The 24,942-nt window shown below is 72.7% G+C and carries 23 protein-coding genes and 2 pseudogenes; 10 read left to right on the top strand and 15 right to left on the bottom strand.

Going from position 1 to position 24,942, the window contains the following annotated elements:
- From EAO76_RS20520 to EAO76_RS20500, 5 genes are all read right to left on the bottom strand, one after another.
- A partial coding sequence (locus EAO76_RS20520) for a ParB/RepB/Spo0J family partition protein (RefSeq protein WP_187438699.1) occupies positions 1-577 on the bottom strand: 577 nt, incomplete at its 3' end.
- 263 nt (positions 578-840) lie between these two features.
- The gene (locus EAO76_RS20515; protein ID WP_262375605.1) at positions 841-1,431 is read right to left on the bottom strand and encodes an ATP-binding protein; all 591 of its coding nucleotides are present in this window, start codon (positions 1,429-1,431) and stop codon (positions 841-843) included.
- A 508-nt stretch (positions 1,432-1,939) separates the two neighbouring features.
- Positions 1,940-2,878: an acyl-CoA dehydrogenase family protein gene (locus EAO76_RS20510; RefSeq protein ID WP_148837324.1), complete on the bottom strand. Its 939-nt coding sequence runs from the start codon at positions 2,876-2,878 to the stop codon at positions 1,940-1,942.
- A gap of 6 nt (positions 2,879-2,884) precedes the next feature.
- Positions 2,885-4,036, bottom strand: a complete 1,152-nt coding sequence (locus EAO76_RS20505; RefSeq protein ID WP_148837323.1) for an acyl-CoA dehydrogenase — start codon at positions 4,034-4,036, stop codon at positions 2,885-2,887.
- Between the two features lie 5 nt (positions 4,037-4,041).
- The gene (locus EAO76_RS20500) at positions 4,042-5,235 is read right to left on the bottom strand and encodes an amidohydrolase family protein (RefSeq protein WP_148837322.1); all 1,194 of its coding nucleotides are present in this window, start codon (positions 5,233-5,235) and stop codon (positions 4,042-4,044) included.
- A 147-nt stretch (positions 5,236-5,382) separates the two neighbouring features.
- Between EAO76_RS20500 and EAO76_RS20495 the strand changes: the two genes are divergently transcribed.
- Both EAO76_RS20495 and EAO76_RS20490 read left to right on the top strand, forming a co-directional pair.
- Positions 5,383-6,918 (top strand): class I adenylate-forming enzyme family protein, encoded by a 1,536-nt coding sequence (locus tag EAO76_RS20495; protein WP_148837321.1) that lies wholly within the window; start codon positions 5,383-5,385, stop codon positions 6,916-6,918.
- 68 nt (positions 6,919-6,986) lie between these two features.
- A complete protein-coding gene (locus EAO76_RS20490) occupies positions 6,987-7,232 on the top strand; it encodes a DUF2283 domain-containing protein (protein ID WP_148837320.1) in 246 nt (81 codons plus the stop codon).
- A gap of 37 nt (positions 7,233-7,269) precedes the next feature.
- On the opposite strand, the gene EAO76_RS20485 is transcribed toward EAO76_RS20490, so the two are convergent.
- Positions 7,270-7,791, bottom strand: coding sequence for an EF-hand domain-containing protein (locus EAO76_RS20485; RefSeq protein WP_148837319.1), 522 nt, complete (start codon positions 7,789-7,791; stop codon positions 7,270-7,272).
- A 93-nt stretch (positions 7,792-7,884) separates the two neighbouring features.
- The gene (locus tag EAO76_RS20480; RefSeq protein WP_148837453.1) at positions 7,885-8,253 is read right to left on the bottom strand and encodes an STAS domain-containing protein; all 369 of its coding nucleotides are present in this window, start codon (positions 8,251-8,253) and stop codon (positions 7,885-7,887) included.
- A 368-nt stretch (positions 8,254-8,621) separates the two neighbouring features.
- Here EAO76_RS20480 and EAO76_RS20475 point away from each other — a divergent pair, with 368 nt between their 5' ends.
- The 3 genes and pseudogenes from EAO76_RS20475 to EAO76_RS46390 all read left to right on the top strand — a co-directional run.
- Positions 8,622-9,200, top strand: coding sequence for an RNA polymerase sigma factor (locus tag EAO76_RS20475; protein WP_148837318.1), 579 nt, complete (start codon positions 8,622-8,624; stop codon positions 9,198-9,200).
- The gene (locus EAO76_RS20470) at positions 9,197-10,549 is read left to right on the top strand and encodes a zf-HC2 domain-containing protein (RefSeq protein ID WP_262375604.1); all 1,353 of its coding nucleotides are present in this window, start codon (positions 9,197-9,199) and stop codon (positions 10,547-10,549) included. The genes EAO76_RS20475 and EAO76_RS20470 overlap by 4 nt, the downstream gene beginning before the upstream one ends.
- Before the next feature lie 126 nt (positions 10,550-10,675).
- Positions 10,676-10,914: pseudogene (locus EAO76_RS46390) on the top strand (IS630 family transposase); the annotation flags it as partial.
- Positions 10,915-10,943: 29 nt separating this feature from the next.
- Here EAO76_RS46390 and EAO76_RS20460 read toward each other — a convergent pair.
- The 3 genes from EAO76_RS20460 to EAO76_RS20450 all read right to left on the bottom strand — a co-directional run bounded on the left by EAO76_RS20460 (position 10,944) and on the right by EAO76_RS20450 (position 12,757).
- Positions 10,944-11,321, bottom strand: coding sequence for a nuclear transport factor 2 family protein (locus EAO76_RS20460; RefSeq protein ID WP_148837317.1), 378 nt, complete (start codon positions 11,319-11,321; stop codon positions 10,944-10,946).
- A gap of 82 nt (positions 11,322-11,403) precedes the next feature.
- Entirely contained in the window at positions 11,404-12,282 is an 879-nt protein-coding gene (gene purU, locus EAO76_RS20455; protein WP_148837316.1) for a formyltetrahydrofolate deformylase, read from the bottom strand.
- A gap of 28 nt (positions 12,283-12,310) precedes the next feature.
- Positions 12,311-12,757: an SCO4402 family protein gene (locus tag EAO76_RS20450; protein WP_148837315.1), complete on the bottom strand. Its 447-nt coding sequence runs from the start codon at positions 12,755-12,757 to the stop codon at positions 12,311-12,313.
- Positions 12,758-12,931: 174 nt separating this feature from the next.
- Here EAO76_RS20450 and EAO76_RS20445 point away from each other — a divergent pair, with 174 nt between their 5' ends.
- Complete coding sequence (locus EAO76_RS20445; RefSeq protein ID WP_148837314.1) at positions 12,932-14,209, top strand: ABC transporter substrate-binding protein; 1,278 nt, start codon at positions 12,932-12,934, stop codon at positions 14,207-14,209.
- Between the two features lie 99 nt (positions 14,210-14,308).
- Here the strand turns inward: EAO76_RS20445 and EAO76_RS20440 are convergent, their stop codons facing one another.
- The gene (locus EAO76_RS20440; RefSeq protein ID WP_187438698.1) at positions 14,309-15,913 is read right to left on the bottom strand and encodes a hypothetical protein; all 1,605 of its coding nucleotides are present in this window, start codon (positions 15,911-15,913) and stop codon (positions 14,309-14,311) included.
- A 280-nt stretch (positions 15,914-16,193) separates the two neighbouring features.
- A complete protein-coding gene (locus tag EAO76_RS20435) occupies positions 16,194-17,576 on the bottom strand; it encodes a transcriptional regulator (RefSeq protein WP_148837313.1) in 1,383 nt (460 codons plus the stop codon).
- Positions 17,577-17,913: 337 nt separating this feature from the next.
- Here EAO76_RS20435 and EAO76_RS20430 point away from each other — a divergent pair, with 337 nt between their 5' ends.
- The 3 genes from EAO76_RS20430 to EAO76_RS20420 all read left to right on the top strand — a co-directional run bounded on the left by EAO76_RS20430 (position 17,914) and on the right by EAO76_RS20420 (position 21,150).
- Positions 17,914-18,579, top strand: coding sequence for a bifunctional DNA primase/polymerase (locus EAO76_RS20430; RefSeq protein WP_262375623.1), 666 nt, complete (start codon positions 17,914-17,916; stop codon positions 18,577-18,579).
- 91 nt (positions 18,580-18,670) lie between these two features.
- The gene (locus tag EAO76_RS20425) at positions 18,671-19,513 is read left to right on the top strand and encodes an ABC transporter ATP-binding protein (RefSeq protein ID WP_262375603.1); all 843 of its coding nucleotides are present in this window, start codon (positions 18,671-18,673) and stop codon (positions 19,511-19,513) included.
- Positions 19,510-21,150, top strand: a complete 1,641-nt coding sequence (locus tag EAO76_RS20420; protein ID WP_148837311.1) for a transporter — start codon at positions 19,510-19,512, stop codon at positions 21,148-21,150. Before EAO76_RS20425 ends, EAO76_RS20420 begins: the two co-directional genes overlap by 4 nt.
- Positions 21,151-21,211: 61 nt before the next feature.
- Here EAO76_RS20420 and EAO76_RS20415 read toward each other — a convergent pair whose 3' ends face one another.
- Both EAO76_RS20415 and EAO76_RS20410 read right to left on the bottom strand, forming a co-directional pair.
- Positions 21,212-22,105 (bottom strand): alpha/beta fold hydrolase, encoded by an 894-nt coding sequence (locus EAO76_RS20415; RefSeq protein ID WP_148837310.1) that lies wholly within the window; start codon positions 22,103-22,105, stop codon positions 21,212-21,214.
- 812 nt (positions 22,106-22,917) lie between these two features.
- Entirely contained in the window at positions 22,918-23,610 is a 693-nt protein-coding gene (locus EAO76_RS20410) for a metal-dependent transcriptional regulator (protein ID WP_148837309.1), read from the bottom strand.
- Positions 23,611-23,827: 217 nt separating this feature from the next.
- Between EAO76_RS20410 and EAO76_RS20405 the strand changes: the two genes are divergently transcribed.
- Positions 23,828-24,583, top strand: coding sequence for an SIS domain-containing protein (locus tag EAO76_RS20405; protein ID WP_148837449.1), 756 nt, complete (start codon positions 23,828-23,830; stop codon positions 24,581-24,583).
- 111 nt (positions 24,584-24,694) lie between these two features.
- On the opposite strand, the pseudogene EAO76_RS20400 reads toward EAO76_RS20405, so the two are convergent.
- A pseudogene (locus tag EAO76_RS20400) lies at positions 24,695-24,942 on the bottom strand (hypothetical protein); the annotation flags it as partial.

Raw genomic sequence — 24,942 nt, 5'->3', positions numbered from 1 at the left:
CGCGCAGCCGGCCGGAGGCCCCGTCGAGCGGTCGCAGCCGTCCGTCCTTGCCGATCCGGGCGTTCGACTGCGCACGGTCCTCGGTCGAACGCTTCCGGATGCCCGCGACGGTCCTGGCCGCGAGGCCGACGGCCTCCGCGACGACCCGGTCCGACCACTGCGGATGGCTCTCCACGATGCGCTGCGCCGCCGCGGTGCGCTCGGTGACGGACAGCGGCAGGCCGTGCGTGACGTTCGCGTGGACGGCGAGGACGAACGCGTCCTTCTCGTCGCCCTCGAAGAACCGCACCGCCACCTCCTCGTCCCCGCGCATCTTGGCGGCGAGGACCCGGTGCGTGCCGTCGATCACCCGCATCGAACGCCGCTCCACGAGGATCGGCGGGAAGTCCGCGTCGGATTCGGCCAGCAGCCGCACGTGGTCCTCCCGTCTCGGCATGAGCCGCGGCGAGGCCGCCATGCGCAGCGACCGGATGGGGATCCTGACCGTGTCGCCCTCGCAGGTCCGGCTGATCAGGCCCGGCAGCGCCGTGACGGCGTCCTCGGCGGACCGGGCGGATTCATGCACAGCACTTGCCATTGACATACTCCCCCGATGAGCTCAATCGACGATTCGATCCTTCCATCAGCGGACGTGTACGACACCCTACGAAAGTAGGAGACCCCTCTCACCAGGCAGAACACGCGCCGGACCAGGGCGCGCGGCCCATTTCCGCAGGCCGGGGCCGCGGCCGGGCGCGGCTGTGCGCCGCAGCCGCCGCGGCCCCGCAGGCCGGGTTCCCGCAGCGGCGTCCGCCGTTCGACAACGGCGCATGGACCCGCCCCGGGACACTGCTTTAACCTTTATGCACCTCGGGTGACGGTGCGCGAGGACTGATACGCCGCGCGGTCCCCGCCGCCCGCTTCCTGCACCCCGTGCGCGCTCCGCGTGCCGTGGACGCCCTGCGCCTCATGGACGCCCGGCACACCCTGGAACCCCGCGCCCCCGGGCGTGACCGGCCCGGTCCTGTGCGCCGGTACGACCTGGATCACCGGCGCGCCGCGGTCCACCTCGCACCAGATGCGCTTGCCCGCGCCCTCCGGCTGCCAGCCCCAGCGGTCGGCGAGGCCGTCGACCAGCTCCAGGCCCCGGCCGTTGGTGTCCTCGCCCTCGGCGTGCCGCTGCTGCGGCGGGCGGCAGCTGGCGTCGGCCACCTCGACCCGCACGGTCCCGGACCCGCCCGCGGAGCCGAACAGCATGCGCAGCACGGCCGGGCACCCGGTGTGGACCACCGCGTTGGTGACCAGCTCCGAGATCAGCAGGATGAGCGTCTCCGCCAACGGCTCGTCGTCCCGTATCCCGGACCCGATCAGCCTCGACCGCGCCCATCTACGGGCCCGCCCGACCTCCGCGGGATCCGGCCCGACTTCCAGCTGAACCTGAAGCACCTGCACCGCTCACACCATCCGAACCGGCGGACACATCGCCTCGCGCCTCCTCGGGGTCACGGAACGTGACTCCCCTACGAGACAGCATGGTTGACGTACAGTCACCGCAACAAGCGCTTCGGGCATATTCCAGCGCGAAGGAGTACGCGTGGTGCATACTGTGCGACGCACATTGCGGGGGGTCGAACAGAAGCCCGAGCGGGGTGCCGGAATCGTCTTCCGGGCAGGCCCCGAGCCTCTGTGCGAAATACGAGCAGCACACCGGAGCCGGACCGGGGCCGCCACACGGGCCGCCCCCGGATCACCCGGTTCCAGTTGCTGTCGCACCCAACGGAGCGTACCCGAGCCCGACGCCGACTCCGTCCCGTGACGAATCATGGAGGGGACACGCATCCGGGCCCGCGCCCGCCGACTGCGCTGAGTGACTCCGCAGCGTGAAGCTCGCACCCCGGCCTGCCGGGGTGCGGGCGGCCCGCCGCCACCCGTGCCGGGGTCGCGCGGGAACCGCCCGGCCTCAGCGCAGATCCGCCGCGAGAACCTCCTCGGCCGCCTCCGCCGTCATCCACCGCCCGGCCCGCAGCCAGGCCCGTTTGAGGTGGAGATGGACGTCGGACTCCCAGGTGAAGCCCATGCCGCCGTGCACCTGGAGGCAGTCGCGGGCGTTGCGGACCGCGGCCTCGTCGGCGAGCAGCTTGGCGCCCGCGATCTCCACCGGGTCCGCCGTCACGGCCGCCGCGTACACGGCGGAGCGGGCGAGTTCGGCGCGGACCAGCATCTCCGCGCACAGGTGTTTGACCGCCTGGAAGGATCCGATCGGCGAACCGAACTGCTCGCGCGCACCGGCGTGTTGAACGGCCATGTCGGTCGTGCGGACGGCGCTCCCGAGTTGTTCGGCAGCAGTCAGGAGCGCCCCCTCCGCCCGTAACCGCCCCCCGTCCGACAACTGTTCCCCCGTCTCCGGAGGATTCGTCACCCGCCACAACGGGGTGAACGGATCGAGCGACCGTACGGGAACGGCGGACTCCCGCACCCGGCCGGCGTCCCGCAGCACGCCCGTCCCCCCGCTCCCCGGTACGAGCAGCGCGTCGGCCCCGTCCAGGTGTGCCACCGGCCGGCCCGGTTCCCATGCCGTCACCACCGCCTCGCCCTCCGCCGCGCCCTTCACCGCGCCGGCCGCGAGCTGGGTGGCGATCAGGGGCCCCGGCAGCAGCGCGGCCCCCGCCTCCTCGAAGAGGAGGACCGATTCCGGCAGCCCGAGCCCGACGCCCCCCTCCGCCTCCGGCAGCCGCAGCGCGAAGAACCCGGCCCGCGCGAGCTCCCGCCACAGCGTCCGGTCGAGTCCCGCACCGGCGTCGAGGGCGGCCCGCATCCGGTCCCTGCCGAAGCGTCCGGCGAGCAGTTCCCGCACCCCCGCCCGCAGGGCCCGCTGGTCGTCCGAGAGCTGGAAGTCCATGCCGCTTCAGCGCCCCTTCGGCAGGCCGAGCAGCCGCTCGGCGACGATGTTCCGCTGGATCTGCGAGGTGCCCGCGGCGATGGTGTACGAGAGCGAGGACAGCCGGTCCAGGGCCCACTCCCGGTCCAGGTCCGCGCCGTCCGCGCCGAGCACCTCGGCGGCCGCCTCGTACAGCTCCTGGCGGGCCTGCGAGTAGCGCAGCTTGAAGACGGAGCCGCCGGTGCCCACGACGCCGCCCCGCCCGGCCTCGCTCACGTTCCACTGGGTGAGCCGCCACAGCGCCCGGAACTCGGCGTTCAGCCGGCCCAGCCGGCGGCGCAGCACCGGGTCGTCCCAGGAGCCCCGGCGCCGTGCCTCGGCGGCCAGGGCGTCCAGGGTGCGGCGGCAGGCGACGACCTCGCCGACGAACGCCGTGCCGCGCTCGAAGGAGAGCGTGACCATGGTGACCCGCCAGCCGTCGTTCTCCGCGCCGACCCGGTTGGCGACCGGCACCCGCACCTCGTCGAGGAACACCTCGGCGAACTCGGTGGAGCCGGCGAGGGTGCGCAGCGGGCGGACGGTGACCCCGGGGGCGTCCATCTCCATGGCGAGCCAGCTGATCCCGCGGTGCCTGGGCGCCGCCGGGTCCGTGCGCACCAGGAGTTCGCACCAGTCGGCGACCTCGGCGTGCGAGGTCCAGATCTTGCTGCCGCTCACCACGTAGTGGTCGCCGTCGCGCACCGCCCTGGTGCGCAGCGCGGCGAGGTCCGAACCGGCGTCGGGCTCGCTGAACCCCTGGCACCAGATCTCGTCGCCGCGCAGCACCGGGGGCAGCCAGCGGGCCCGCTGCTCCGCGGTGCCCTCGGCGGCGATCGTCGGTCCGGCGTGCAGCAGCCCGACGAAGTTCGCGCCGACGTACGGGGCCCCGGCCCGCTCCGTCTCCTCCAGGAAGATCAGGTGCTGGGTCGGGGTGGCGCCCCGGCCGCCCGCGTCGACGGGCCAGTGCAGACCGGCGTACCCGGCGTCGTGCAGCATCCGCTGCCAGGCCGTGTCGTACGCGCGGCGCCCCGGCCAGTCGTCGGGGCGGGGTCTCGCCGGCAGCGCGGGGAGCGCGGCGGCCAGCCACTCGCGCAGCCGCGCCCGGAACTCCTCCTCCTCCGGCGTGTACGAGAGGTCCATGCCGCCTACTTGTCCAGGTCCAGGTCGAGCATCCGGATCGCGTTCCCGCGCATCAGCTTGTAGACGGTCTCGTCGTCCAGGCCGTCGACGTGGTCGAGGGCGACCTGCTTGGTGTGCGGGAAGGTCGAGTCGACGTGCGGGTAGTCGGTCTCGAAGGTGGCGTTGTCGCGGCCGACGACGTCGAGCGAGGCGACGCCGTGCTTGTCGCGGAAGAAGCAGCAGAAGATCTGCCGGTAGTAGTACGTGGACGGCGGCTCGGGGATCAGGTCTCGCACCCCGCCCCACGCCCGGTGCTCCTCCCAGACGTCGTCGGCGCGCTCCAGGGCGTACGGGATCCAGCCCATCTGGCCCTCGCTGTAGGCGAGCTTGAGCCGGGGGAAGCGCACCAGGACCCCGCTGAACAGGAAGTCCATCATCGAGGCCATGGCGTTGTTGAAGGAGAGGCTGGCCTGCACGGCGGGCGGGGCGTCCGGCGAGGCGGCGGGCATCTGCGAGCTGGACCCGATGTGCATGTTGACGACCGTGCCGGTCTCCTCGCAGACGGCGAAGAACGGGTCCCAGTAACCGGTGTGGATCGAGGGCAGCCCGAGGTGGGTGGGGATCTCGGAGAAGGTCACCGCCCGCACCCCGCGCGCCGCGTTGCGCCGGATCTCGGCGACGGCCAGGTCGATGTCCCAGAGCGGGATGATGCAGAGCGGGATGAGCCGGCCGCCGCTGTCGCCGCACCACTCCTCGACCATCCAGTCGTTGTAGGCGCGCACGCAGGCGAGCGCCACTTCCTTGTCGTGGGCCTCCGCGAAGGTCTGGCCGCAGAAGCGCGGGAAGGTCGGGAAGCAGAGGCTGGCCTCGACGTGGTTGAGGTCCATGTCCTTCAGCCGCTCGGCCGGGTCCCAGCAGCCGGGCCGCATCTCCGCCCGGGTGATGCCCTCCAGCGTCATGTCGTCGCGGTCGAAGCCGACGGCGGCGATGTTGCGCTTGTACGGGAACTTCAGGTCCTCGTAGATCCACCAGTCGGTGGGCGGCCCGTCCGGGTCCATCGTGATGACGTACTTGCCGCCGGTGTACGCCAGCTCGCCGATGCCCGCGGTGAGCGGCTGCGGCCCGCGCTCGCGGTACTTGGCGGGCAGCCAGGTCGAGAAGAGGTGCGGCGGCTCGATCACATGGTCGTCGACGCTGACGATCCGAGGCAGTTCGGTCATGGTGTCCCCTTCGGCGAACGCTTTTCTGATGACCCGTCAGATCGATGTCGCACTCAGGCTAGCCCCGCACCCCTGGACCGACAAGGCGCGGCGCCCTACGCTCTCCGCACGATCTGACTATCCGTCAGCATTCGAGAGGGGTCGGCCGTGACCGAGACCGCACACGCCCTGAGCACGTCGGGCACCTTCTGGGAACTCGTCGAACGCCGGGCCGCCCTGACCCCGGACCGCACGTTCCTGATCCAGGGCGACCGCACCCTGACCTTCGGCGAACTGCGCGAGCGCGGCGAGCGGGTCGCGGCCGGGCTGTGGGGGCTGGGCGTGCGCCCCGGCCACGTGGTGGCCTGGCAGCTGCCGACCCGGATCGAGACGGTGCTGCTGTCCTTCGCGCTGACCCGGATCGGGGCGGTGCAGTCGCCGGTCATCCCCTTCTACCGGGACCGCGAGGTGGGGTTCGCGCTGCGCGAGTCGAGGGCGGAGTTCTTCGCCGTGCCGGGCACCTGGCGCGGCTTCGACCACACGGCTATGGCCGCCCGCCTGGCGGCGGAGAAAGCGGTGGTGTTCGAGGCGTACGACACGCTGCCGGACGGCGATCCGTCGGTGCTCCCGCCGCCGCCCGACGACGGCACGGCGGTGCGCTGGATCTACTGGACCTCGGGCACCACCTCCGACCCGAAGGGCGTGCTGCACACCGACCGCAGCCTGATCGCGGGCGGCTCCTGCCTGGCCCACGCGCTTCGGCTGACGAGGGACGACGTCGGCTCGATGGCCTTCCCGTTCGCCCATGTCGCCGGGCCGGACTACTCGGTGATGCTGCTGCTGTACGGGTTCCCCGCGGTGCTGTTCGAGCACTTCGCCATGCCAGAAGCGCTGCCGGAGTACCGGCGGCACGGGGTGACGGTCGCGGGCGGGTCCACCGCGTTCTACTCGATGTTCCTGGCCGAGCAGCGCAAGGACCCGGGCGGGAGGCCCGTCCCCACCCTGCGGCTGCTGGCGGGCGGCGGCGCCCCCAAGCCGCCGGAGATCTACCACGCGGCGGTGCGCGAGATGGGCGTCCAGCTCACCCACGGCTACGGCATGACCGAGGTCCCCATGATCACGATGGGCGACCCGCAGGACACGGCGGAACACCTCGCCGAGACGGAGGGCCGCCCGCCGGCCGGCATGGAGATCCGGATCACCGACGAGCACGGCACCCCGCTGCCGCCCGGCACGGACGGCGAGGTACGGCTGCGCGGGGAGGCCGTCTGCCGGGGCTATCTGGACCCGGAGGCGTCCGCCGCGGCGTTCGACGCGGAGGGCTTCCTGATCACCGGCGACGTCGGCCACCTCCGGGAGAGCGGCCACCTGGTGCTCACCGGCCGGCTGAAGGACATCATCATCCGCAAGGGCGAGAACATCTCCGCCAAGGAGATAGAGGACCTGCTGCACCAGCACCCCGCCGTCGGCGACGCCGCGGTGATCGGCCTCCCCGACCCGGCCCGCGGCGAACTCGTCTGCGCGGTGGTCGAACGGTCCCCCGGCACCCCGCCACCGACCCTGCCCGAACTCACCGACCACCTGCGGGCGGCCGGCCTCGCCGTGCACAAACTGCCCGAACGGCTGGAGGTGGTGACGGAGCTGCCGCGGAACGAGACCCTGCGCAAGGTACTGAAGTACCGCCTGCGGGAACGGTTCGCCTGAGAGTCGACGGCACGGGCGGGAACGGTGCCATCATCGGCGGCGGACGACAGCAAGGGAGCCCGATCGCCGTGGCAGATCTCAGAGTCACCTACGACAGCACCGCGAACGCGGCGTACGTGTACCTCACCGAACCGCGGACCCCCGTGAGGTCGGCGCACATGTACGCCTGCGATCCGATCGACGTCGACGGCATGATCAACCTCGACTTCGACGAGCAGGGCCGCCTCATCGGCATCGAGGTGCTGGCGGCCCGCTCGAAGCTGCCCGAGTACCTGCTCCGGTCCGCGGAGCGGCTGGATCCCGAGAACGGGTGAGGGAGCCGGGCGCCGCGCCCGGCTCCGTGCCCGGGCCCTACGCGTCCGGCGCGATCACCGTGAAGTAGTCGGCGAAGGCCACCACCGCGTCCTGCTCCGCGATCCGGCCGTCCCCGTCCGCGTCCAGCCCCCGGGCCGCGAGTTCCGCCGTGCCGTCGTCCGCGCCCAGCACCGCGAGCGCCCGCACCACGGCGGGCACGGACGCGGAGCCCGCGCCCTCCCCGTCCGCCACGGCGATCGCGGCGCGCAGGAACGGGCGGGCGATCTCCGCGAAGCGCTCCGGGTTGTCGCGCAGCCGCTTCACGGCCCCGCCCACGAACTCCTCGCGGGTGACCCGCTGGTCCCCGTCCACGTCGGCGATGCCCGCCATGCCCTGCCAGAACGCCTCGGCCCCCGTGTAGAGCGCCTGACCCCTGTCGCAGCGGGCCGTCGTGCCGAACTCGGCGAGCAGCCGGGCCGCGGCGGCGTTGAAATCGGCGCGATCGATGTACCCGTTGCCGTCCTGGTCGAAGGCGGCGAAGCGGTGAGCGATCTTGCGCTCGTACTCTGCGCTGTCCATGCGTGGAGCGTACGGGGTCGGCGGGCGCCACGTGTCACCTGCGCGCCCCGCGATCGTCACGACCCGGTCATCGCACGGCCTCTTGGCGGGGACTCAGGCCGAGAGCGGTCGGGCCCGGCCGTCGACGGCGGCGTCCCGGTCGGGGTAGACGTCGAAGAGCCGGCGCACGCCCAGCGCGGCGAGCACCCGGTTGAGGTGGGAGCCCTCCTCCGCGCCCCGGTCCGGCAGGATCAGCCGCAGCCGGCCGCCGCAGGAGCGCATCAGCCGACGGGAGGCGATCAGCACGCCGACGCCGCTGGAGTCGCAGAACAGGACCTCGGAGAGGTCGAGCACCACGTCGTGGCGGCCGGCCGCGACCGCGTCGTGGACGGACTGCCGCACGACGGGCGACGACACCAGGTCCAGTTCGCCGCGCACCCGCAGTACGGTCCACCCGTCCTGCTCGGTCCCGGCGACCTCCAGCGGCCCCCGGGGGTGCTCCTGGGCGGGCCGGGCGGCGTGGGCGGCCACCGGTGCCGGGCGGTTTCCGATGGGGTGGGGACTCCTCACGTGACGCGGCCTCTCGTTCCGGGGAATTCCGACGATCCGGAAGTTTCCGTTCCTTCTCGCGCGTGCCCCGGTCGTACGCCGATGAAACACCGGGGCGCGTCACGGGGCGCAACCGCGTCCAAACAGAAATGATCGTTTCGGATCCGATTCCGGCGCCGCCGGGCGACGCATTCCCTATCATCCCGGGCCGCTTCAGGGGCGTACTTGCCGCAAAAAGACGTGCCCGATCGGCGTGTCCGACTACATTCGGTGTGACGAGGGGAACAGGGCTGGGAGTTCGCATGGCGAAAAACGCACCACCCCGCTGGGACCGCAAGATGCAGCAGCGGCTGGCACGCGGTGAGGCGGCGGCCCTCGGCGAGCTCTACGACCGGTTCGCCTCGCTCGTGCACAGCCAGGCCCACCGGATGCTCGACGACGAGACCGCCGCCGACCTGGTGACCCGCGAGGTCTTCGGCTACGTCTGGGAGAACCCGGACGCGTACGACCCGAAGCAGGGCTCGATGCGCTCCTGGGTGGCCCGGCTCACGCACCGCCAGTCCGTGCGGCGGCTGCGCGAGGAGGCCGATCTCCGGGACGGCGCGGACGAGGAGGTCGAGAAGGACCTGGAGGAGCGGGTGCGCCTGGCCACGGCCGCGGCCCGCGCCGACTACATCGTCTCCTCCATGCCCGCCCCGCTGCGGGCCGCGCTGGAGCTCGCGTACATACAGCGCAGGGACTACCGGCAGACCGCGTCCGACCTCGGGGTCAGCGAGGACGAGGCCCGCCGCCGGCTGCGGCTCGGACTGCAGCTGCTCTCCACCGCCCGCGCCCGTCCGCTGGAGGGGATGTCGCCGCCCGGATACGGACAGCCCCTGTGAACGGTGACGACGCCGACGGCCGCGCGGGCGACCACGACCGCAACGACGAGGTGTGGGACGCCCGGCGCATACCGGCACCGCGGGGCGCCGCGGACGACCTCGCCCTCGACATCGTTCCCCCGCCGCCGGCCGTCCCCGGGGCCGTGCGGCCGACACCCCCACCGACCACACCGGAACCGGAAACCACCGTGGCACCACCGGACCGATCGGACCCGCCCGCCCCGGTGCCGACGCTTTCGCACCAGGTCCTCAAGGCCCTCCTCGGCGCCTGGGCCCTGACCGCCTGCTCGGCCGAGGAGACCGAGGCCGTCGAGGCGCACCTGACCGAGTGCGCCGCCTGCGCGGACGAGGCCCTGCGGCTGCGCGACGCGGTCGGCCTGCTGCACACCGACCGCAGCCTGGACCTCGACCCGAGCCTGCGCAACCGGGTGATCGACTCCTGTCTGACCCGCCGCCCGCCCGGCATCCCGGTGCCGGACTGGGCCGCCCCGTACGACGCGGAGACCGCGCGGCTGGACGCGCTGCTCCGCGACATCGGCGGCTCGGAGTGGCACGCCCCGGTGCGCCTGAAGTGGTTCGAGGACGAGCAGCGGGCCCGGCGCCGGACGACGGTCGCGGGTGTCATCGGCCACCTCATGACCGTCGACGGGCTGGTCGCCACCGCCCTCGGCCTCGACTTCCCCCTCGGCGACGGCACCACGGGCCGGGGCGACGACTGGCCGCTGTCGCCCACCCCGCGCACGGAGAAGTACTGGTCCGCCGCCCGGCTGCCGCCCACCCGCGCCGTCCGCGAACCGTGGCGCGCCCAGAGCCACACCCTCATCCGCACGGTGTCCTTCGCCGGTCGTGGGGTCTCCGAACTGTCCGTCTCGTACGGGGACTTCGCCCTGCCGATGCACGACGCCCTGCTGGACCGGGCCTTCGAGTGCTGGGTGCACGGCGGCGACATCGCGGACGCGGTGGACTACCCGTACGAGGCGCCGTCCGCCGCCCATCTCAACCGGATGATCGACCTGGCGGCCCGGCTGATCCCGGCCGCGCTCGCGGGGCGGCGCAGGTCCGGACTGGCCGGACCGGCCCGCCATCTGGTGACGGCCGGTTCGCCGGGCCGTTCGCTGCATCTGGAGATCGAGGGCTCGGGCGGTGGTGACTGGTACATCCCGCTGGACTCCCCGGCCGCGCTCGGCTCGCCCGAGCACACGGTGGCGCAGGTCGCGCTGGACGGGGTGGAGTTCTGCCGACTGGTCGCCGGGCACGTGCCGCCGGTGGACGCAGCGGCCGGACAGCAGGGTGACCGCGAGGCGATCCACGACGTGCTGTTCGCCGCGGCCTCGCTGAGCCGGCTGTAGCACCGGTCCCGCGACCGGCCGGACGGCCGCGGGACCGACCGACTGCGGGGCCGGGTGCTGGTGCTGTGACCGCTTGGGTTCGCCGGGTTGGTGGTCGTGACGGTCGGATGCGCGGTGACGTCCGTTCGACCGCCGGCGACCTGCCGCCGCACCCGCGATGTCGCCTGCTTCCACGGCTGCTGCTCCGTGGGCGACGACCGCCTGTGGGGCGTCAACCGCCGCCGCAAGGGCACCGCCAACACCCTGGCCGCGCTCAAGTCGATCCGTGCCGCCCGCCCGACGGCGCCCCGATCTGCATCATCCCGGACGACCTCTCCGCCCATACCGGCGCCGACATCCGTCGCTGGGCGAAGAAGGAACAAGTTCACGAGAAGGACAGCGGCGGAAGGACGGCTCAGGAGGCGGACGGTTCGATCTCCCCCGCAAAGACGATGACCTGGTCGATGAGGCTCCGCCGCAGATGGACGACGTCCGTTCCCGCCAGGCGGGGACCTCCATCCGGCGTGGTGAAGACCCACTGGTACCGGGCCCACTCGTCAGGCATGTCCACCGCTGAACAGCGCACCATCGTGCCGGTCCCCGCCGGGTGACGCCGGATTTCCAGCACGAACCGCTCGACCTCCGCGATTCCTTCGCTGCGACCCAACGGCCCCCAGAAGACTACGTCCGAGGTCAGGGCCTGGGAGAGCAGGGCAGTCACATGGCTGTCGTCAGGGGCGTTGAACGCGGAGATGAACGTGTCGATCGCAAAGCGTGCCGTCTCTTCCTGCATGCCCCAGTAATACCAGCCGTGGCACGTGCGCTCGTCCCGTGAGCCGCCCTCCGATCACGGTGGACCATCCCGGAAAAACGCCCTACGAGAAGACCACCGTGCGCCGGCCGTTGAGCAGGATGCGGCGCTCCGCGTGCCACTTCACCGCCCGTGCCAGCGCCTGGCACTCCACGTCGCGCCCGATGGCGACCAGCTGGTCCGGCGTGACGCCGTGGTCCACCCGCTCGACCTCCTGCTCGATGATCGGGCCCTCGTCGAGGTCGGCGGTCACGTAGTGCGCCGTGGCGCCGATCAGCTTCACCCCGCGGGCGTGCGCCTGGTGGTACGGCTTCGCACCCTTGAAGCTCGGCAGGAAGGAGTGGTGGATGTTGATGATCCGGCCGCTCAGCTGCTTGCAGAGGTCGTCCGAGAGCACCTGCATGTAGCGGGCGAGGACGACCAGCTCGACGTCCTCCTCGCGGACCAGCTCCAGCAGCTGCGCCTCCGCGGCGGCCTTGGTCTCCCCGGTCACCGGGATGTGCCGGAAGGGGATGCCGTACGAGGCGACGAGCTCGGCGAAGTCCGTGTGGTTGGAGACGACGGCCGCGATGTCGACCGGCAGCGCGCCGATCCGGGACCGGAACAGCAGGTCGTTGAGGCAGTGCCCGAACTTGCTGACCATCAGCACGACCCGCATCCGCTCCGAGGCGCGATGGATCTGCCACTCCATCCGGAAGGAGTCGCCGATCGCCGCGAAGCTCGCCCGCAGCTTCTCCACGGTCACCGGGGCCTCCGCCGAGAAGTGGACGCGCATGAAGAACAGGCCCGTGTCGTGGTCGCCGAACTGCTGGCTGTCCTCGATGTTGCAGCCGGTCATGAAGAGATAGCTCGACACGGCGTGCACGATGCCCTGCTTGTCGGGGCAGGAGAGGATGAGGACGTACTGGTCCGAAGCGGTGTCGGCAGGCTTGGGCTCGGTCATTCCCGTAGCGTGCCACATCGGCCCGGCATCAGGCCGATCTGGTCAGAATGCGGAGCACGTCCAGGGAGCGCGGGGGCGTGTCGGGGTCCTCGCCGTCGTTCCCGGCGAGCAGCACATGGGCCTCGCGGGCGGCCCGTACCGCCTCCGGCCAGCCGTGGTGCTCCATGTACGCCGAGACCGGGGCGTCCGCTCCGACCTGGTGCATGATGCGCAGCACCCGGAGCACGGCGACGTCGACGAGGGCGGCCTCGCCGGCGTCGCGGAATATCGTCCCGACGTACTTCTCGGCGGACCAGTTGTCCAGCCAGGTGTCCTCGACCAGGCGGTACACGGCGTCGGTGACGTCGCCGTACCCCTCCCGGCCGGCCAGCCAGCACTCGTGGTGGAAGACGGGGTCGGAGAGCATGTGCAGCGCCGAGCGCACGTTGCTGCGCCAGCGCCACCAAGGCATGTCATTCAGCGGCATGCCGCCCATGGTGGAGGAGCGACGGCCGCGACGTGAAGTGTTCTCCGAACCTTGCTGCACGGTCATCGATCGTACGTTCCCTTTTTCACCTCCCACGCGGACCCCCGCAATTCACCCGGACGTCACCGAGCGTTGACCGGGGCACACTGCGGCGTTACCCCGGTGCGGGAATTGTTCGTATCCATGACCGGACGGCGACGCCCCACCTCCCCCCGCCCCTACAAGTTCTTCACGAGTACGGCGGCGGTCGGGGCATTGCTGGTCACCGGCTGCGGCGTACTCCCTGGGGCCACGGGGGGCTCCAGGGAGCCCGTCACCGTCATGACCTGGGCGCCGTCCGGGGACGGGCCGGGCGCGCTCGACATGGCGGGCGTCACCGCCATGGCCCGCACCTACGCCGACTGGGCCAACGAGAACGGCGGGCTGGACGGCCACGAGCTGCGCGTCCTCACCTGCGACGAGAAGGACACCTCGATCGGCGCGGCCAACTGCGCCCGGAAGGCCATCGAGGAGAAGGTCGTGGCGGTCGTCGGCTCGTACAGCCGGCACGGGACGGCCTTCATGGCGCCGCTGGAGACCGCCCAGATCCCCTACATCGGCGGTTACGGCGCCTCCGACGAGGAGTTCAGCAGCTACAACTCGTACCCCGTCAACGGCGGCCAGTCGGCCCTGCTCGCGGGCAACGCCCGTCAACTGGGCCGCGACTGCGAGCGGGTGGCCGTGGTGCGGCCCGACACCCTGGGCGGCGACGGCCAGGCGTGGCTGCTCAGGACCGGCCTCGCCGAGTCCGGCCGGTCCGCGCCCGCCGACGTCAAGGCGCTGGAGTCGGCCACCTCCTACGACGGGGCCGCCGAGTCGGCGCTCCGGGCGGCGGGGACGTCCGGCGGGTGTGTCACGGCCGTGCTCGGGAAGAGCACGGAGACCTTCTTCGACTCCTTCCGGCGGCTGGAACCGTCGTACGGGAAGGTCCGGATCTCCTCCGTGCTCGGCAGCGTCGACCAACCGCTGATCGACAGCACCGGCGGCCGGAACAGCCCGTTCGAGGGCGCCTACGTCACCGGCTGGTACCCGGACTCGGGCGACGACCGCTGGGACGGGATGCGGAAGGTGATCCGCGAGCACGCCTTCGGCGACAACCGGATCGACCCGGACGACACGGGCGTCCAGACCACGTGGATCGCGTACACGGTGCTGAACGAGATCGTGAAGGCGGCCGACTCCTCGAAGATCACCTCCTGGAAGCTCGCCTCCACCCTCGACCGGGGCACCCCGGTCGGGACCGGCGGCCTCACCCCGGCGCTGCGCTGGAACCTGGAGGACATGCTGGGCTCGTCCGCGTACCCGCGGATCGTCAACACCAAGGTGACGTTCCAGGTGGTGCGCGACGGGCGGCTCGTCGCGGACGAGCAGGGCTTCGTGGACGTCGCGAAGACGCTGTCGGACGCGAGCGCCAGGAACTGAACTCCCGGGCGGGGCGSCCGTCTGCCGGACGGGCGGGGCGGGGCGGCCCGGTTCCGTCCCGGACCGCCCGCCCCGCCCCCGTCCCGTCGGGGCCGCGACTCAGAGCTGTGTCGCCGCCCGCTGGGTCAGCCCGTACTTCGACGCGATCGAGTTCCACAACCCGGCCGCCTCGCGCTTGGCCCGGCTCGCCTCGACGCTCTGCGCGGTGGCCTCCTGCGTCTCGGACGTCGTGCGCGCCTTCCCGTGCTTGCACACCTTCTTGCCGTGCTTGGCCTGTGCGGCCCACGCGGCGTAGTGGTCGTCGGCGGAGGCGGACGCCTGCCACGCCTTGGTGAGGGAGGCGGTCAGCCGGGCGTTGTTCGGCAGCTTGTCGACGCTCAGTCCCTGGAGCCGGGTCACCAGGTCGCGGCGCTGCTTGGCGGCGTCCTTGAGATCGGTCACGGCCTGGTCCAGGTCCGTGCAGCTCTTGGTCTTCTCCACCGCCCCGATGACCGCGGCACGGCTGTTGTTGCTGTCGGCCAGCAGCTTGTCGAGCGCCTCGGCCTGCGGCTTCGCCGGATCGGCCTCGGCCGTGGGCGAGGAGGACTGCTGGACGGCGGGCGTGCTCGCCGAGCCGACCGGCTCCTTGCCCTCGTCGCCCTTGTCGTCGCCGCCGCTCAGCAGCGCGCCCGCGCCGAGACCGACGACGGCGCAACCGGCCACGACCGCCGCGATGAGCGTGACGTGCGCCCGCCTCTTGCGCGGCTGCGGCTCGTACGGATCCTCGTCCACGGGCTGGTACGGGGGCTGCCGGTCCCCCGCGTACTGGTGCTGTTGGTGGGGCTGGTGGGGCTGGTGCTGCTGCGGGTGGCCCGGCATGGGCATCTGCTGGGTGGAGCCGGCCGGTTCGTCGTTGCGGAACAGGTTGTCGAACTCGGCGGGCGGCTGCCGGTCGCCCGGGGCCCCGGGCCGGATGCCGTACGGGGTGCCACCGGGAACCGGCGGGATGTACTGGGTCGCCTCGGCGTCGGCACCCTGGCCGGGCTGCTGTTGCTGGTACTGCTGCTGCGGGGGCTGCGGCGCCTGCTGCGGCGGCACCCCGCGGCCGAGGAAGTGGGTGGACTCCGCGGGGCTCTCCGGCGGCGGCCCGCCCGGGGCGGGCCCCGCGGGAACCGGCGCGATGTACTGCGTGGCCGCCTCGTCCCCGCCCGGTACACCACCGGGCACGGCCTCCGGCGGCAGCGGCTGCGCGAACGACTGCGGCGGCTGCTGCTGGGGCTGCTGGGCCTGGACGTGCGGAGGCTGTACGTGCGGGGCCTGGGCGTGCGGCGGCTGGGCGTGCGGCGGCTGGGCGTGCGGCGGCTGGGCGTGCGGCGGCTGCGGAGCCTGGGGCTGGGGCATCTGCCCGTACTGCGGCGGCTGCTGCGCGGGCGGCTGCTGTCCGTACCCCGGGGCCGGCTGCTGCCCCGCTCCGTACTGCGCCTGCCCGTACGCCCCCTGACCCTGCCCATGCGCCTGCTGCTGGGGCTGCTGGGACGAGGCGTCCGGGTGCGCCGCCTGCGGCCCCCAGGGCTGCCCCCACGGCTGGCCGCCCGCCGGGGCCGCCTGGTCCGCCGGCCCCCCTGGTATCCAGGGCTCTCCGCCACCCGCGGGCAGCACGACACCTTCGTGCGCGGGCCGTACAGCAGGGAGCTGCTGCTCGTCACCCTGTCCGCTCTGCGTCACCGGGACTCCTACGTGTGAACCTACGGAATCGTCGGCTCACGCTATCGGGTGGCTGCCGCCGTTCGCCAAGCGCGTGATGTCACTCACCACCCCTTCACAGGAGGTGTAACACCCGGCGCTCTTAAGACGCAGTTAAGGGAGCAGTCCCGTATTCCCTGGTCACAACCCCGATCGCGGACTCCGTACCGGCTCCCCGCCCGGAGCCCGTACCGGAGTGACAGCTACCGGAAGAATGCGCACCGGAAGCCCGGCCGGCCCTGTCGCCCCGGCCGGGTCCCCGTCACGCCGCCTGGAGTTCCAGCCGCGCCCCGAACTCCCGTACCGCCGACTCGTCCCCGTACGGGATCAGCCGCTGCTGGAGGTCGTCCAGGTACTCCGCTCCCCGGCTGGAGCGCAGCGAACCCAGCAGCTCCATCGCCCGGGTGCCCGTGTGGCACGCCTGCTCCACCTCGCGCATCTGGACCTGGGCCGTGGCCAGCAGCACCAGGCCGATGCCCCGGCGGCGGGCCCTGGACTCCGGGAGGCCGTCCAGGGCCTCCTTGGCCCGGCGCGCCGCCGCCTCCGCCTGGCCGAGGTCGCGGTGGCAGTGCGCCAACTCGTCCGCGAGATAGGCGTGGTCGAAGTGGGCGATCCAGTCGGGGTCGTCGCCCGATTCCGGTTCGGCGTGCTCCAGGGCCGTCACCGCCCGGCCCATCACCGCCTGGCAGGTGCGGACGTCGCCGAGCAGGGCGTGCCCGCGCGCCTCCGCCGCGTGGAACATCGCCTCCGCCCTCGGCGTCACCCGCCCGCGCGCGCCCTCCTGCGCGGCCCGCGCCAGCTGGGCGATCTCCCTCGGGTTGCCGAGCTGCGCGGCGAGGTGGCTCATCGACGCGGCCAGCACATAGCCGCCGTACGCCCGGTCGCCCGCCGCCTGGGCCAGGCGCAGCGCCTGGATGTAGTAGCGCTGGGCGAGCCCCGGCTGGCCCGTGTCGACCGCCATGTACCCGGCGAGTTCGGTGAGCCGCGCGACGGCGGCGAACAGCTGCCGGCCGACCGATTCCCGGTACGCCCCGGAGAGCAGCCCGGACACGACGCTGTTCAGGTAGTGCACCAGGACCGGCCGCACGTGCCCGCTGCCGAACCGGTGGTCGAGGTCGACCAGCGCGGCCGTCATCGCCCGCACCGCCTCCACGTCCGGCATCCCGACCCGGGCACCGGCGGCCCGTGCCACCTGCGGGTCGGCGCCGGTGATCAGCCAGTCCCGGCTGGGTTCGACGAGCGCGGAGGAGGCGACCGCCGAACCGGACAGGAAGTCGCGGCGGCCGACGTCGCTGCGCCACAGCTCGCAGACCTGCTCGATCGCGCCGATCACGGTCGGGGCGAACTGCAGACCGACGCCGGACGCCAGGTTCTTGCCGTTGGCCATGCCGATCTCGTCGATCGTGACCGTCCGGCCGAGCTTGCGGCCGAGCGCCTCGGCGATGATTCCCGGCGCCCTGCCGCGTGGTTGCTGCCCCCGCAGCCAACGGGCCACGGAGGTCTTGTCGTACCGCAGGTCGAGCCCGCGCTCCGCGCCGACCATGTTGACGCGCCGGGCGAGACCGGCGTTGGAGCATCCGGCTTCCTGAATGAGCGCCTGGAGCCGTTCGTTCGGCTGGCGTGCGACGAGAGGCCTGGCTGCCATGTTTCCCCCTGAGGCCGCAGTGATCATGGGCGGATCACTGCCCGGCGGATACCCGGAAAATGCGCACATTCGTCGTGATCGTCAGGTGTGTTGCGTTCCTTGCCATTCATGTCGGCATATGACAAAGGCCGACCGTTCCGGGCGCGTTCACCGGCTGTCCGGCGGTCGCCCGTATGTGGCTACCCCCCCCGCCCATGCCTCCATGCGCCCCGCGCGGCGGACCGGTACGCCGGGGACGCGCCCGCCGCGCCCGTAACCCCGGGCGCTGGCCACAGTTGTGCTGTGCGTGGACGATCCCATCGCAGTCGAAGAACCCCCCGCCGCGGCCACGAAGGACGTGAAGGCCGCGGAAACCGTGAAAGTGCCCGGTCAGCGGGGCGAGCAACTGCTCGACGCCGCAGTGCGGTACGCGGAGGAGCGGCACTGGGACGTGTGCCCGGGCACCTGGCTGGAGGCGGACGGGGGCACCGAGCGGTGCTCCTGCGGCGACGCCGACTGCGTCTCCCCCGGCGCGCACCCCACCGGACCCGACTGGGCCGGCCAGGCGACCGGGAGCGGTGCCGCCGCCCGCCGGATGTGGTCCCGGCACCCGAAGGCGTCGATCCTGCTGCCCACCGGGCGCGCCTTCGACGCGATCGACGTACCGGAGTCCGCCGGCTGCCTCGCCCTGGCCCGGATGGAACGGATGGGGCTGCCGCTCGGCCCCGTCACCTGCACCCCCGACCGGCGGATGCACTTCTTCGTGCTGCCGGGCGCGGCGGCCAAGTCGGACGGGCTCGTACGGAAGTTGGGCTGGCGGGCCGCCGCCGTCGACCTGGTCGGCCGCGGCGACGGCCACTACGTGACGGCGCCGCCGACCCGGGTCGGCGGGCGCGGCGCGGTGCAGTGGGCCCGTCGCCCCACCCCCGCCAACCGGTGGCTGCCGGACGCGGAGGAACTCATCAGCCCGCTCGCCTACGCCTGCGCGCGGGAGGCGGCCGACGCCAGGACCCGCCGTCCGTAGGGCACGGGTCCACGACTCCGCCCTCTTTTCCCTAGAACGTCCTTTCGTAGGCTGGTCCCGGAACACGGGGAAACCGAAAGGGCAGGACATCATGCGTGACCACGCCGGGACCGGCAGAACGACAGGGACGAGCGGGGTGGACGGTACGGGCGGGGCCGATGCGGCTCCGCCCGCCGTTCGCGTACGGGGGCTGTGGAAGCGGTTCGGGGAGCAGACCGCGGTCGCCGGGATCGATCTGGAGCTGCCCGCGGGCAAGTTCATCGGGCTGGTCGGCCCCAACGGCGCGGGCAAGACGACCACGCTGTCGATGGTCACCGGGCTGCTCCGGCCCGACGAGGGGACCGTCGAGATCGGCGGCCACGACGTGTGGCGCGACCCGGTCGAGGTGAAGGCCAGGATCGGCGTGCTCCCGGAGGGGCTGCGGCTCTTCGAACGCCTCTCGGGTCGCGAACTCCTCGCGTACACCGGGCGGTTGCGCGGCCTGCCGGGCGCCGAGGTGGACAAGCGGGCCACCCAGCTGCTCGACGTGCTCGGCCTGGCGGGCTCCCAGCACAAGCTGGTCGTCGACTACTCGACCGGCATGCGCAAGAAGATCGGGCTCGCGGCGGCGCTGCTGCACAACCCCGAAGTGCTCTTCCTGGACGAGCCGTTCGAGGGCGTGGACCCGGTGTCGGCGCAGACCATCCGCGAAGTGCTGGTGCGCTACACCCACTCGGGGGCGACCGTCGTCTTCTCCAGCCACGTGATGGAGCTCGTCGAGTCCCTCTGCGACTGGGTGGCCGTCATGGCGGCCGGTCGCGTCCGGGCCCAGGGCACCCTGGCCGAGGTGCGCGGCGAGGCGTCCTCGCTGCAGAACGCCTTCCTCGAACTCGTCGGCGCCGGCTCCCGCGCCGCCGACGACGACTCCCTCGACTGGCTGGGCGGCGACCGATGAGCGTGCTCGACGCCCCCGCGGGCGCCGCTCCCCGCCGGGCCGCGGGCGAGGGCCTCGTCCCCGTCTTCGTCCGGCTCAAGCTGGCCCTGCTGCGCAACGGGCTGCGGCAGTCGGCCGGCCGGCGGGCCGCGTACATCGCGTCCGTCGTCTTCGCCCTGCTGATCGCCGCGAGCCAGCTGATCGGGCTGATCGTGCTGCGCGGACACGACCACGTCGCCTCCGTCGTCGTCCTGATGGCCGGGGTGCTGGCGGTCGGCTGGGCCGTGATGCCGCTGTTCTTCCCCAGCGGCGACGAGACCCTCGACCCGAGCCGTCTGGTGATGCTGCCGCTGCGCCCGCGTCCGCTGGTCTCGGCGCTGCTGGTGGCCTCGCTGGTCGGGATCGGCCCGCTGTTCACGTTCTGCCTGGTGGCCGGTTCGGCGTTCGCGGTGGCGTACGGCGCGGCCGGGGCCGCGTTCGCCGTGGTCTGCGCGCCGCTCGCGCTGCTGCTGTGCGTGACGCTGGCCCGTGCGGTGGCCACGGCCAACACCCGGCTGCTGTCCTCGCGCAAGGGCCGCGACCTGGCGGTGCTCAGCGGTCTGGTGATCGCCGTGGGCTTCCAGGTCGTCAACTTCGGCGCGCAGCAGCTCGGTCGGACGGGCGGCCTGGCCGCGCTCGACCCGGTCGCCGACGTGGTGCGCTGGCTGCCGCCCGCCTCCGCGATCGGGGCGGTGGACTCGGCGTCGCGGGGCTCCTACGGGCAGGCCGCCGGGCAGTTGCTGCTGTCCGTCGCGGCCCTGCTCGCACTGTTGTGGCTGTGGCAGCGGAGCCTGACGAAGCTGATGACGGCACCGGACGGCTCGACCCTGGCCGCCGCCGACACCGCCCGCGAGAAGGCCGGCAAGGGGGGCTCCCGGCTCTCCGCGCTGCTGCCCGCGGGGCGCACGGGGACGGTGATGGAGCGCAGCCTGCGGTACATCACGCGCGATCCGAAGACCAAGGCCGCCTGGGTCACGTCACTGGCGGTCGGACTGATCGTCCCGCTGTTCAACGCGCTCCAGGGCAATGGCTCGGTCTACTTCGCCTGCTTCGCCGCCGGGATGCTCGGCATCCAGATGTACAACCAGTTCGGGCAGGACACCTCCGCGTTCTGGATGGTCCTGCTGACGATCTCCTCCACCCGGGACGCCTATCTCGAACTGCGGGCGCGGGCACTGGCGCTGCTGCTGATCACCCTGCCGTACACGGTCCTGGTGATGGTGCTGACCGCGGCGGTGCTCGGCGACTGGGACGCGCTGCCGGAGGCCCTGGGCCTGTCGCTCGCCCTGCTCGGCGGGATGCTGGCGACGGGCGCGGTGGCGTCGGCGGTCTTCCCGTACTCGATCCCGCAGGAGGGGTTCAAGAACGTGGCACCGGGTCAGGGCGGCCTCGCCTGGATCTCGGTCTTCGGCGGCATGCTCTCGGCGGGGCTGCTCTGCGCGCCCCTGATCGCGGCGCTGATCTGGCTGCACGTCGCGGACCACCAGCAGTGGCTGTGGGTGCTGCTGCCCGTGGGGGCCGCGTACGGGGCACTGATCTCGTGGGCGGGGCTGCGGGTCGCCGCTCCGCGCGCGGCGGAACGGCTCCCGGAGATCCTGACGGCGGTCAGCAAGGGCTGAGGGCCCGCCGGCCCGTGACGGACCACCGCTTCGTGGTGGTCCGTCACCGTGTGGCGCCCCGTCACGGAATGGCGGGCTCCCGGTCGTCCCGGGGTTCCTCGGCGCACTGCTCCAGGAAGGGTTCGACCGCCGCGCGCCAGCCCTCGGGCTGGTCGTAGTGGACGAGATGACCGGCGTCGGCCACCTCCGCGTACTGCCCGCGCGGCAGCACACGGACCATCTCCTGGGCCTCCGCCCGGCCCAGCTCGCCGTCGAGGCCGCGGAGCACCAGGGTCGGGCACCGCACCTGGGCCAGCTCCTCCCAGTGCGCGTCGAACACCCAGGTCGCGCGGGACTGGAGCATCTGGCGGCGGGAGAAGACGGGCCGCCAGCCGTCCGCCCGCTCGGCCATCACCTCGGCGAAGAACTCGCCCCGGGCCGGATTGGGCCGCTCCACCCGGGGGTCGTCCTCGCCGAACCACTTCCGTACGTCGGAGAGCGTCGCGAACGGCACCGGCCAGGACCGGAACCAGTCCTCCCACTCCCGCTGCGAGGCCGCGCCGAGCGCGGAGGCCCGCATGTCGCAGATGACCAGGGCCTTGACGAGGTCGGGGCGCTTCGCGGCGAGCTGCCAGGCCGTCAGCGCCCCCATCGAGTGCCCGACGAGGGTCACGGGGGCGAGGTCGAGCTGTTCGATCGCCGCCTCCGCGTCGGCGACGTACGCGTCACGGGTGTACGGGCCGTCGGCCGGCTTCTCGCTGCGGCCGTGTCCTCGCTGGTCGAGGCCGACGGCCCGGTGCCGCTCGGCGAGCCAGCGGGCGGTCGAGGCCCAGTGCGCGGCCCGGCCCATCAAGCCGTGGAGCAATAAGACCCCGGGAACGCGCTCGCCCTCCGCGCGCTCCTTGGGCGGATCGGCGAACTCCCAGGCCGCGAGGCGTACGCCGTCGGTCCCGGTCACATCGATGCGCCGCACCATATGTCCTGGCACCTCCTTCAGGTCCTCGATCACCGCTTGATCACTGCTCGATCGCCACGTGGTCGCGCCACGTCAGACTATCGAACCTGTATTCGAAAACCGGGGTCCGGCACCCAACACCCCTCGTTCGAGTGACCGGTTCCAAGGATTGACGCCCTCGTCGGAGGGGAGATCTTCTCCGGGAGGCGGGCCACTCGGGGATGAGGGCCCGTAGGGACCGACCTCGAGAGCTCGGGGCTCCAGGTCGAAGCAGGGGAGGACAGGCCCCGGCGCCGCGCGGCGCCGGGGCCCTCTGCTGTCGGGAGACCGCCCGCCGCCACGACGGGACGGGAAGCGGCGGGGCAAAAAGTGATCGGGCGGGAAGCGGCGGGGCGGGAAGTCGCGGGGCGGGGCGCGCGGACAGCGGCGCTCACGGCGCGCTTACCAGCGCGCGACCCCCGGGAGCGAGCGCCCGGCTCACGGACCGCCGGTCCCGGAACGCCCGGCCCGGAGACATCCGCCCCGGGGACGCCCGGCCCGGGAACGGCACGGAACGGGACGACCACCTTGCGACGCGCGTGCCGGACATGCCGGACACGCCAGTACGACGGGCGCATGCACCTGCTCCCTCCCCGACCGCGCGACCCACCGGCCGACACTCTCAGGTATGCCTCAGGCACAGCCTGGCACGCGATCCGTCCGGGCGCTGCTGTTCCGCACGGAAAAAAGAAAGCGGATACCGCCCCTCGGCGCCACGGCCGCGTTCCGGCCGCGGCGCCTCGTCGACGGGGCGGGCAAGAGGTACGTGAAGTACAGGAGCTACGGACCGGCCGTCAGCGCTTCGCCACGAACACGTGCGAGGCGATCTCGGCGTCCAGCTCGGCCGCCTCACCGCTGCTGCCGACCAGCACACCGCCCGGCGACTGGGTCACGCTGACCACGGCACCGGGCTGCACGCCCGCCCGCCGCAGCGTGTACATCAGCTGGGCGTCCGTCTGGATCGGCTCACCGATCCGGCGCACGACCACCGTCTTGCCGTCGGCGCCCGGGTCCAGCTCCGACAGGCTCACCATGCTCTCGTCGAGGAACGGATCGGCCTCCGCCTTCTCGCCCAGCTCCTCCAGACCCGGGATCGGGTTCCCGTACGGGGACTCCGTGGGGTGCCGCAGCAGCTCCAGCACCCGCCGCTCCACCGCCTCGCTCATCACGTGCTCCCAGCGGCACGCCTCGGCGTGGACCTGCTCCCACTCCAGGCCGATCACATCGACGAGCAGGCACTCGGCGAGCCGGTGCTTGCGCATGACGCGGGTCGCGAGGCGCCGGCCCTCGCCGGTCAGCTCCAGGTGCCGGTCGCCCGCGACCTGCACCAGGCCGTCCCGCTCCATGCGCGCCACCGTCTGGCTGACCGTCGGACCGCTCTGGTCCAGCCGTTCCGCGATCCGGGCGCGCATGGGGACCACGCCTTCCTCTTCGAGTTCGAGGATGGTGCGGAGATACATCTCCGTGGTGTCGATCAGTCCGGACATACGTGCCCCTCGATGCTGTGACATGAAAACGTCATAAGCGCTGTGCGCTGGCCCTCCTCCAATTCTGACGCATACCGCCGACAACCGTGCCCGCCCGTCGAAGACCGTCACGACGGAGCCGGACGGACGGTATTGACAGGCCACTGGTCCAGACCGCAACGTGATCCGCGACATGGACACCCCCGTGAACGTCTCCCCGCCGGAAAGGGCCTCCTCGATGAGCGACAGCAAGCTGGCCGGTCAGTTCTTCGACGCAGCGATCGGCCTGCTGGAGCGGGTGCGCGACGAGGAGTCCGGCAACATCACGGCCGCCGGTACCGCGATCGCCGACACCGTCGAGGCGGGCGGCAGGCTCTTCGCCTTCGGCGCCGGGCACTCCTCGCTCGCCGCGCAGGACGTCGTCTACCGGGCGGGCGGGCTCGCCCTGATGAACCTGCTGGCCGTGCCCGGAACGGTCGGCGTCGACGTCATGCCCGCCACCCTCGGCTCCGCGCTGGAGCGGGTCGACGGACTGGCGGGCGCCGTACTGGACTCCAGCCCCGCCAGGGCCGGCGACGTCCTCGTGATCATCTCGCTCTCCGGACGCAACGCGCTCCCGGTGGAGATGGCGCTGAACGCCCGCGCGCTCGGCCTGAAGGTCATCGGCGTCACGTCCGTGGCGTACGCGGACGGCACCCGCTCCCGGCACGCCTCGGGCGGCTTCCTGCGGGACCACTGCGACATCGTGCTCGACAGCAAGATCTCGATCGGCGACGCGGAGCTGACCCTCGACGGGATCGAGGCACCGTTCGCCCCCGCGTCGACGGTGGTCACCAGCGCGGTGATGCAGGCGATGATGGCCGCCGCCGCGGAGCAGCTCGCGCAACGGGGCATCGAACCGCCGCTGCTGCGGTCGGGCAACGTGGACGGCGGCCACGAGTGGAACGGCCGCGTCATGACGGAGTACCGGGACCGCGTCTTCTACCGCCAGTAGCCCCGCCCGCCGAACGACACCGGCCCCGGGCCCCGCGCGACGCCCGGGGCCCGCCGCCCGACGACGGGTCCGCGGCCCGGCAACGGCGGGCCCGCCGCACCCGCCCCGTCCTCATCCCCCCGGCTTCAGCACCTGCGCCAGGTCCACCGCCGCCGCGACCCGTACCGCCACGCTCTCCGCGTACGCCGCGTCGGGGCGTTCGAAGGCGGCACGGTGGCCGGACCGCAGGAACGTCACCACCCCCAGGGTGCGCCCCCGGCTCCGCAGCACCGCGCACAGCGCGTGCGCGGTGCTGCGGAGCCGGGGGCGCACCCTGGGGGTGGTGACGTTCCTGCGGTCCGGCCACCGTGCCGCCTTCG

Origin of the sequence: Streptomyces sp. sk2.1, from assembly GCF_008120935.1 — a bacterium.
Classification (GTDB): domain Bacteria; phylum Actinomycetota; class Actinomycetes; order Streptomycetales; family Streptomycetaceae; genus Streptomyces.
The sequence above is the reverse complement of the archived record's forward strand: the minus strand, read 5'-3'. Positions and strand labels throughout refer to the sequence as shown.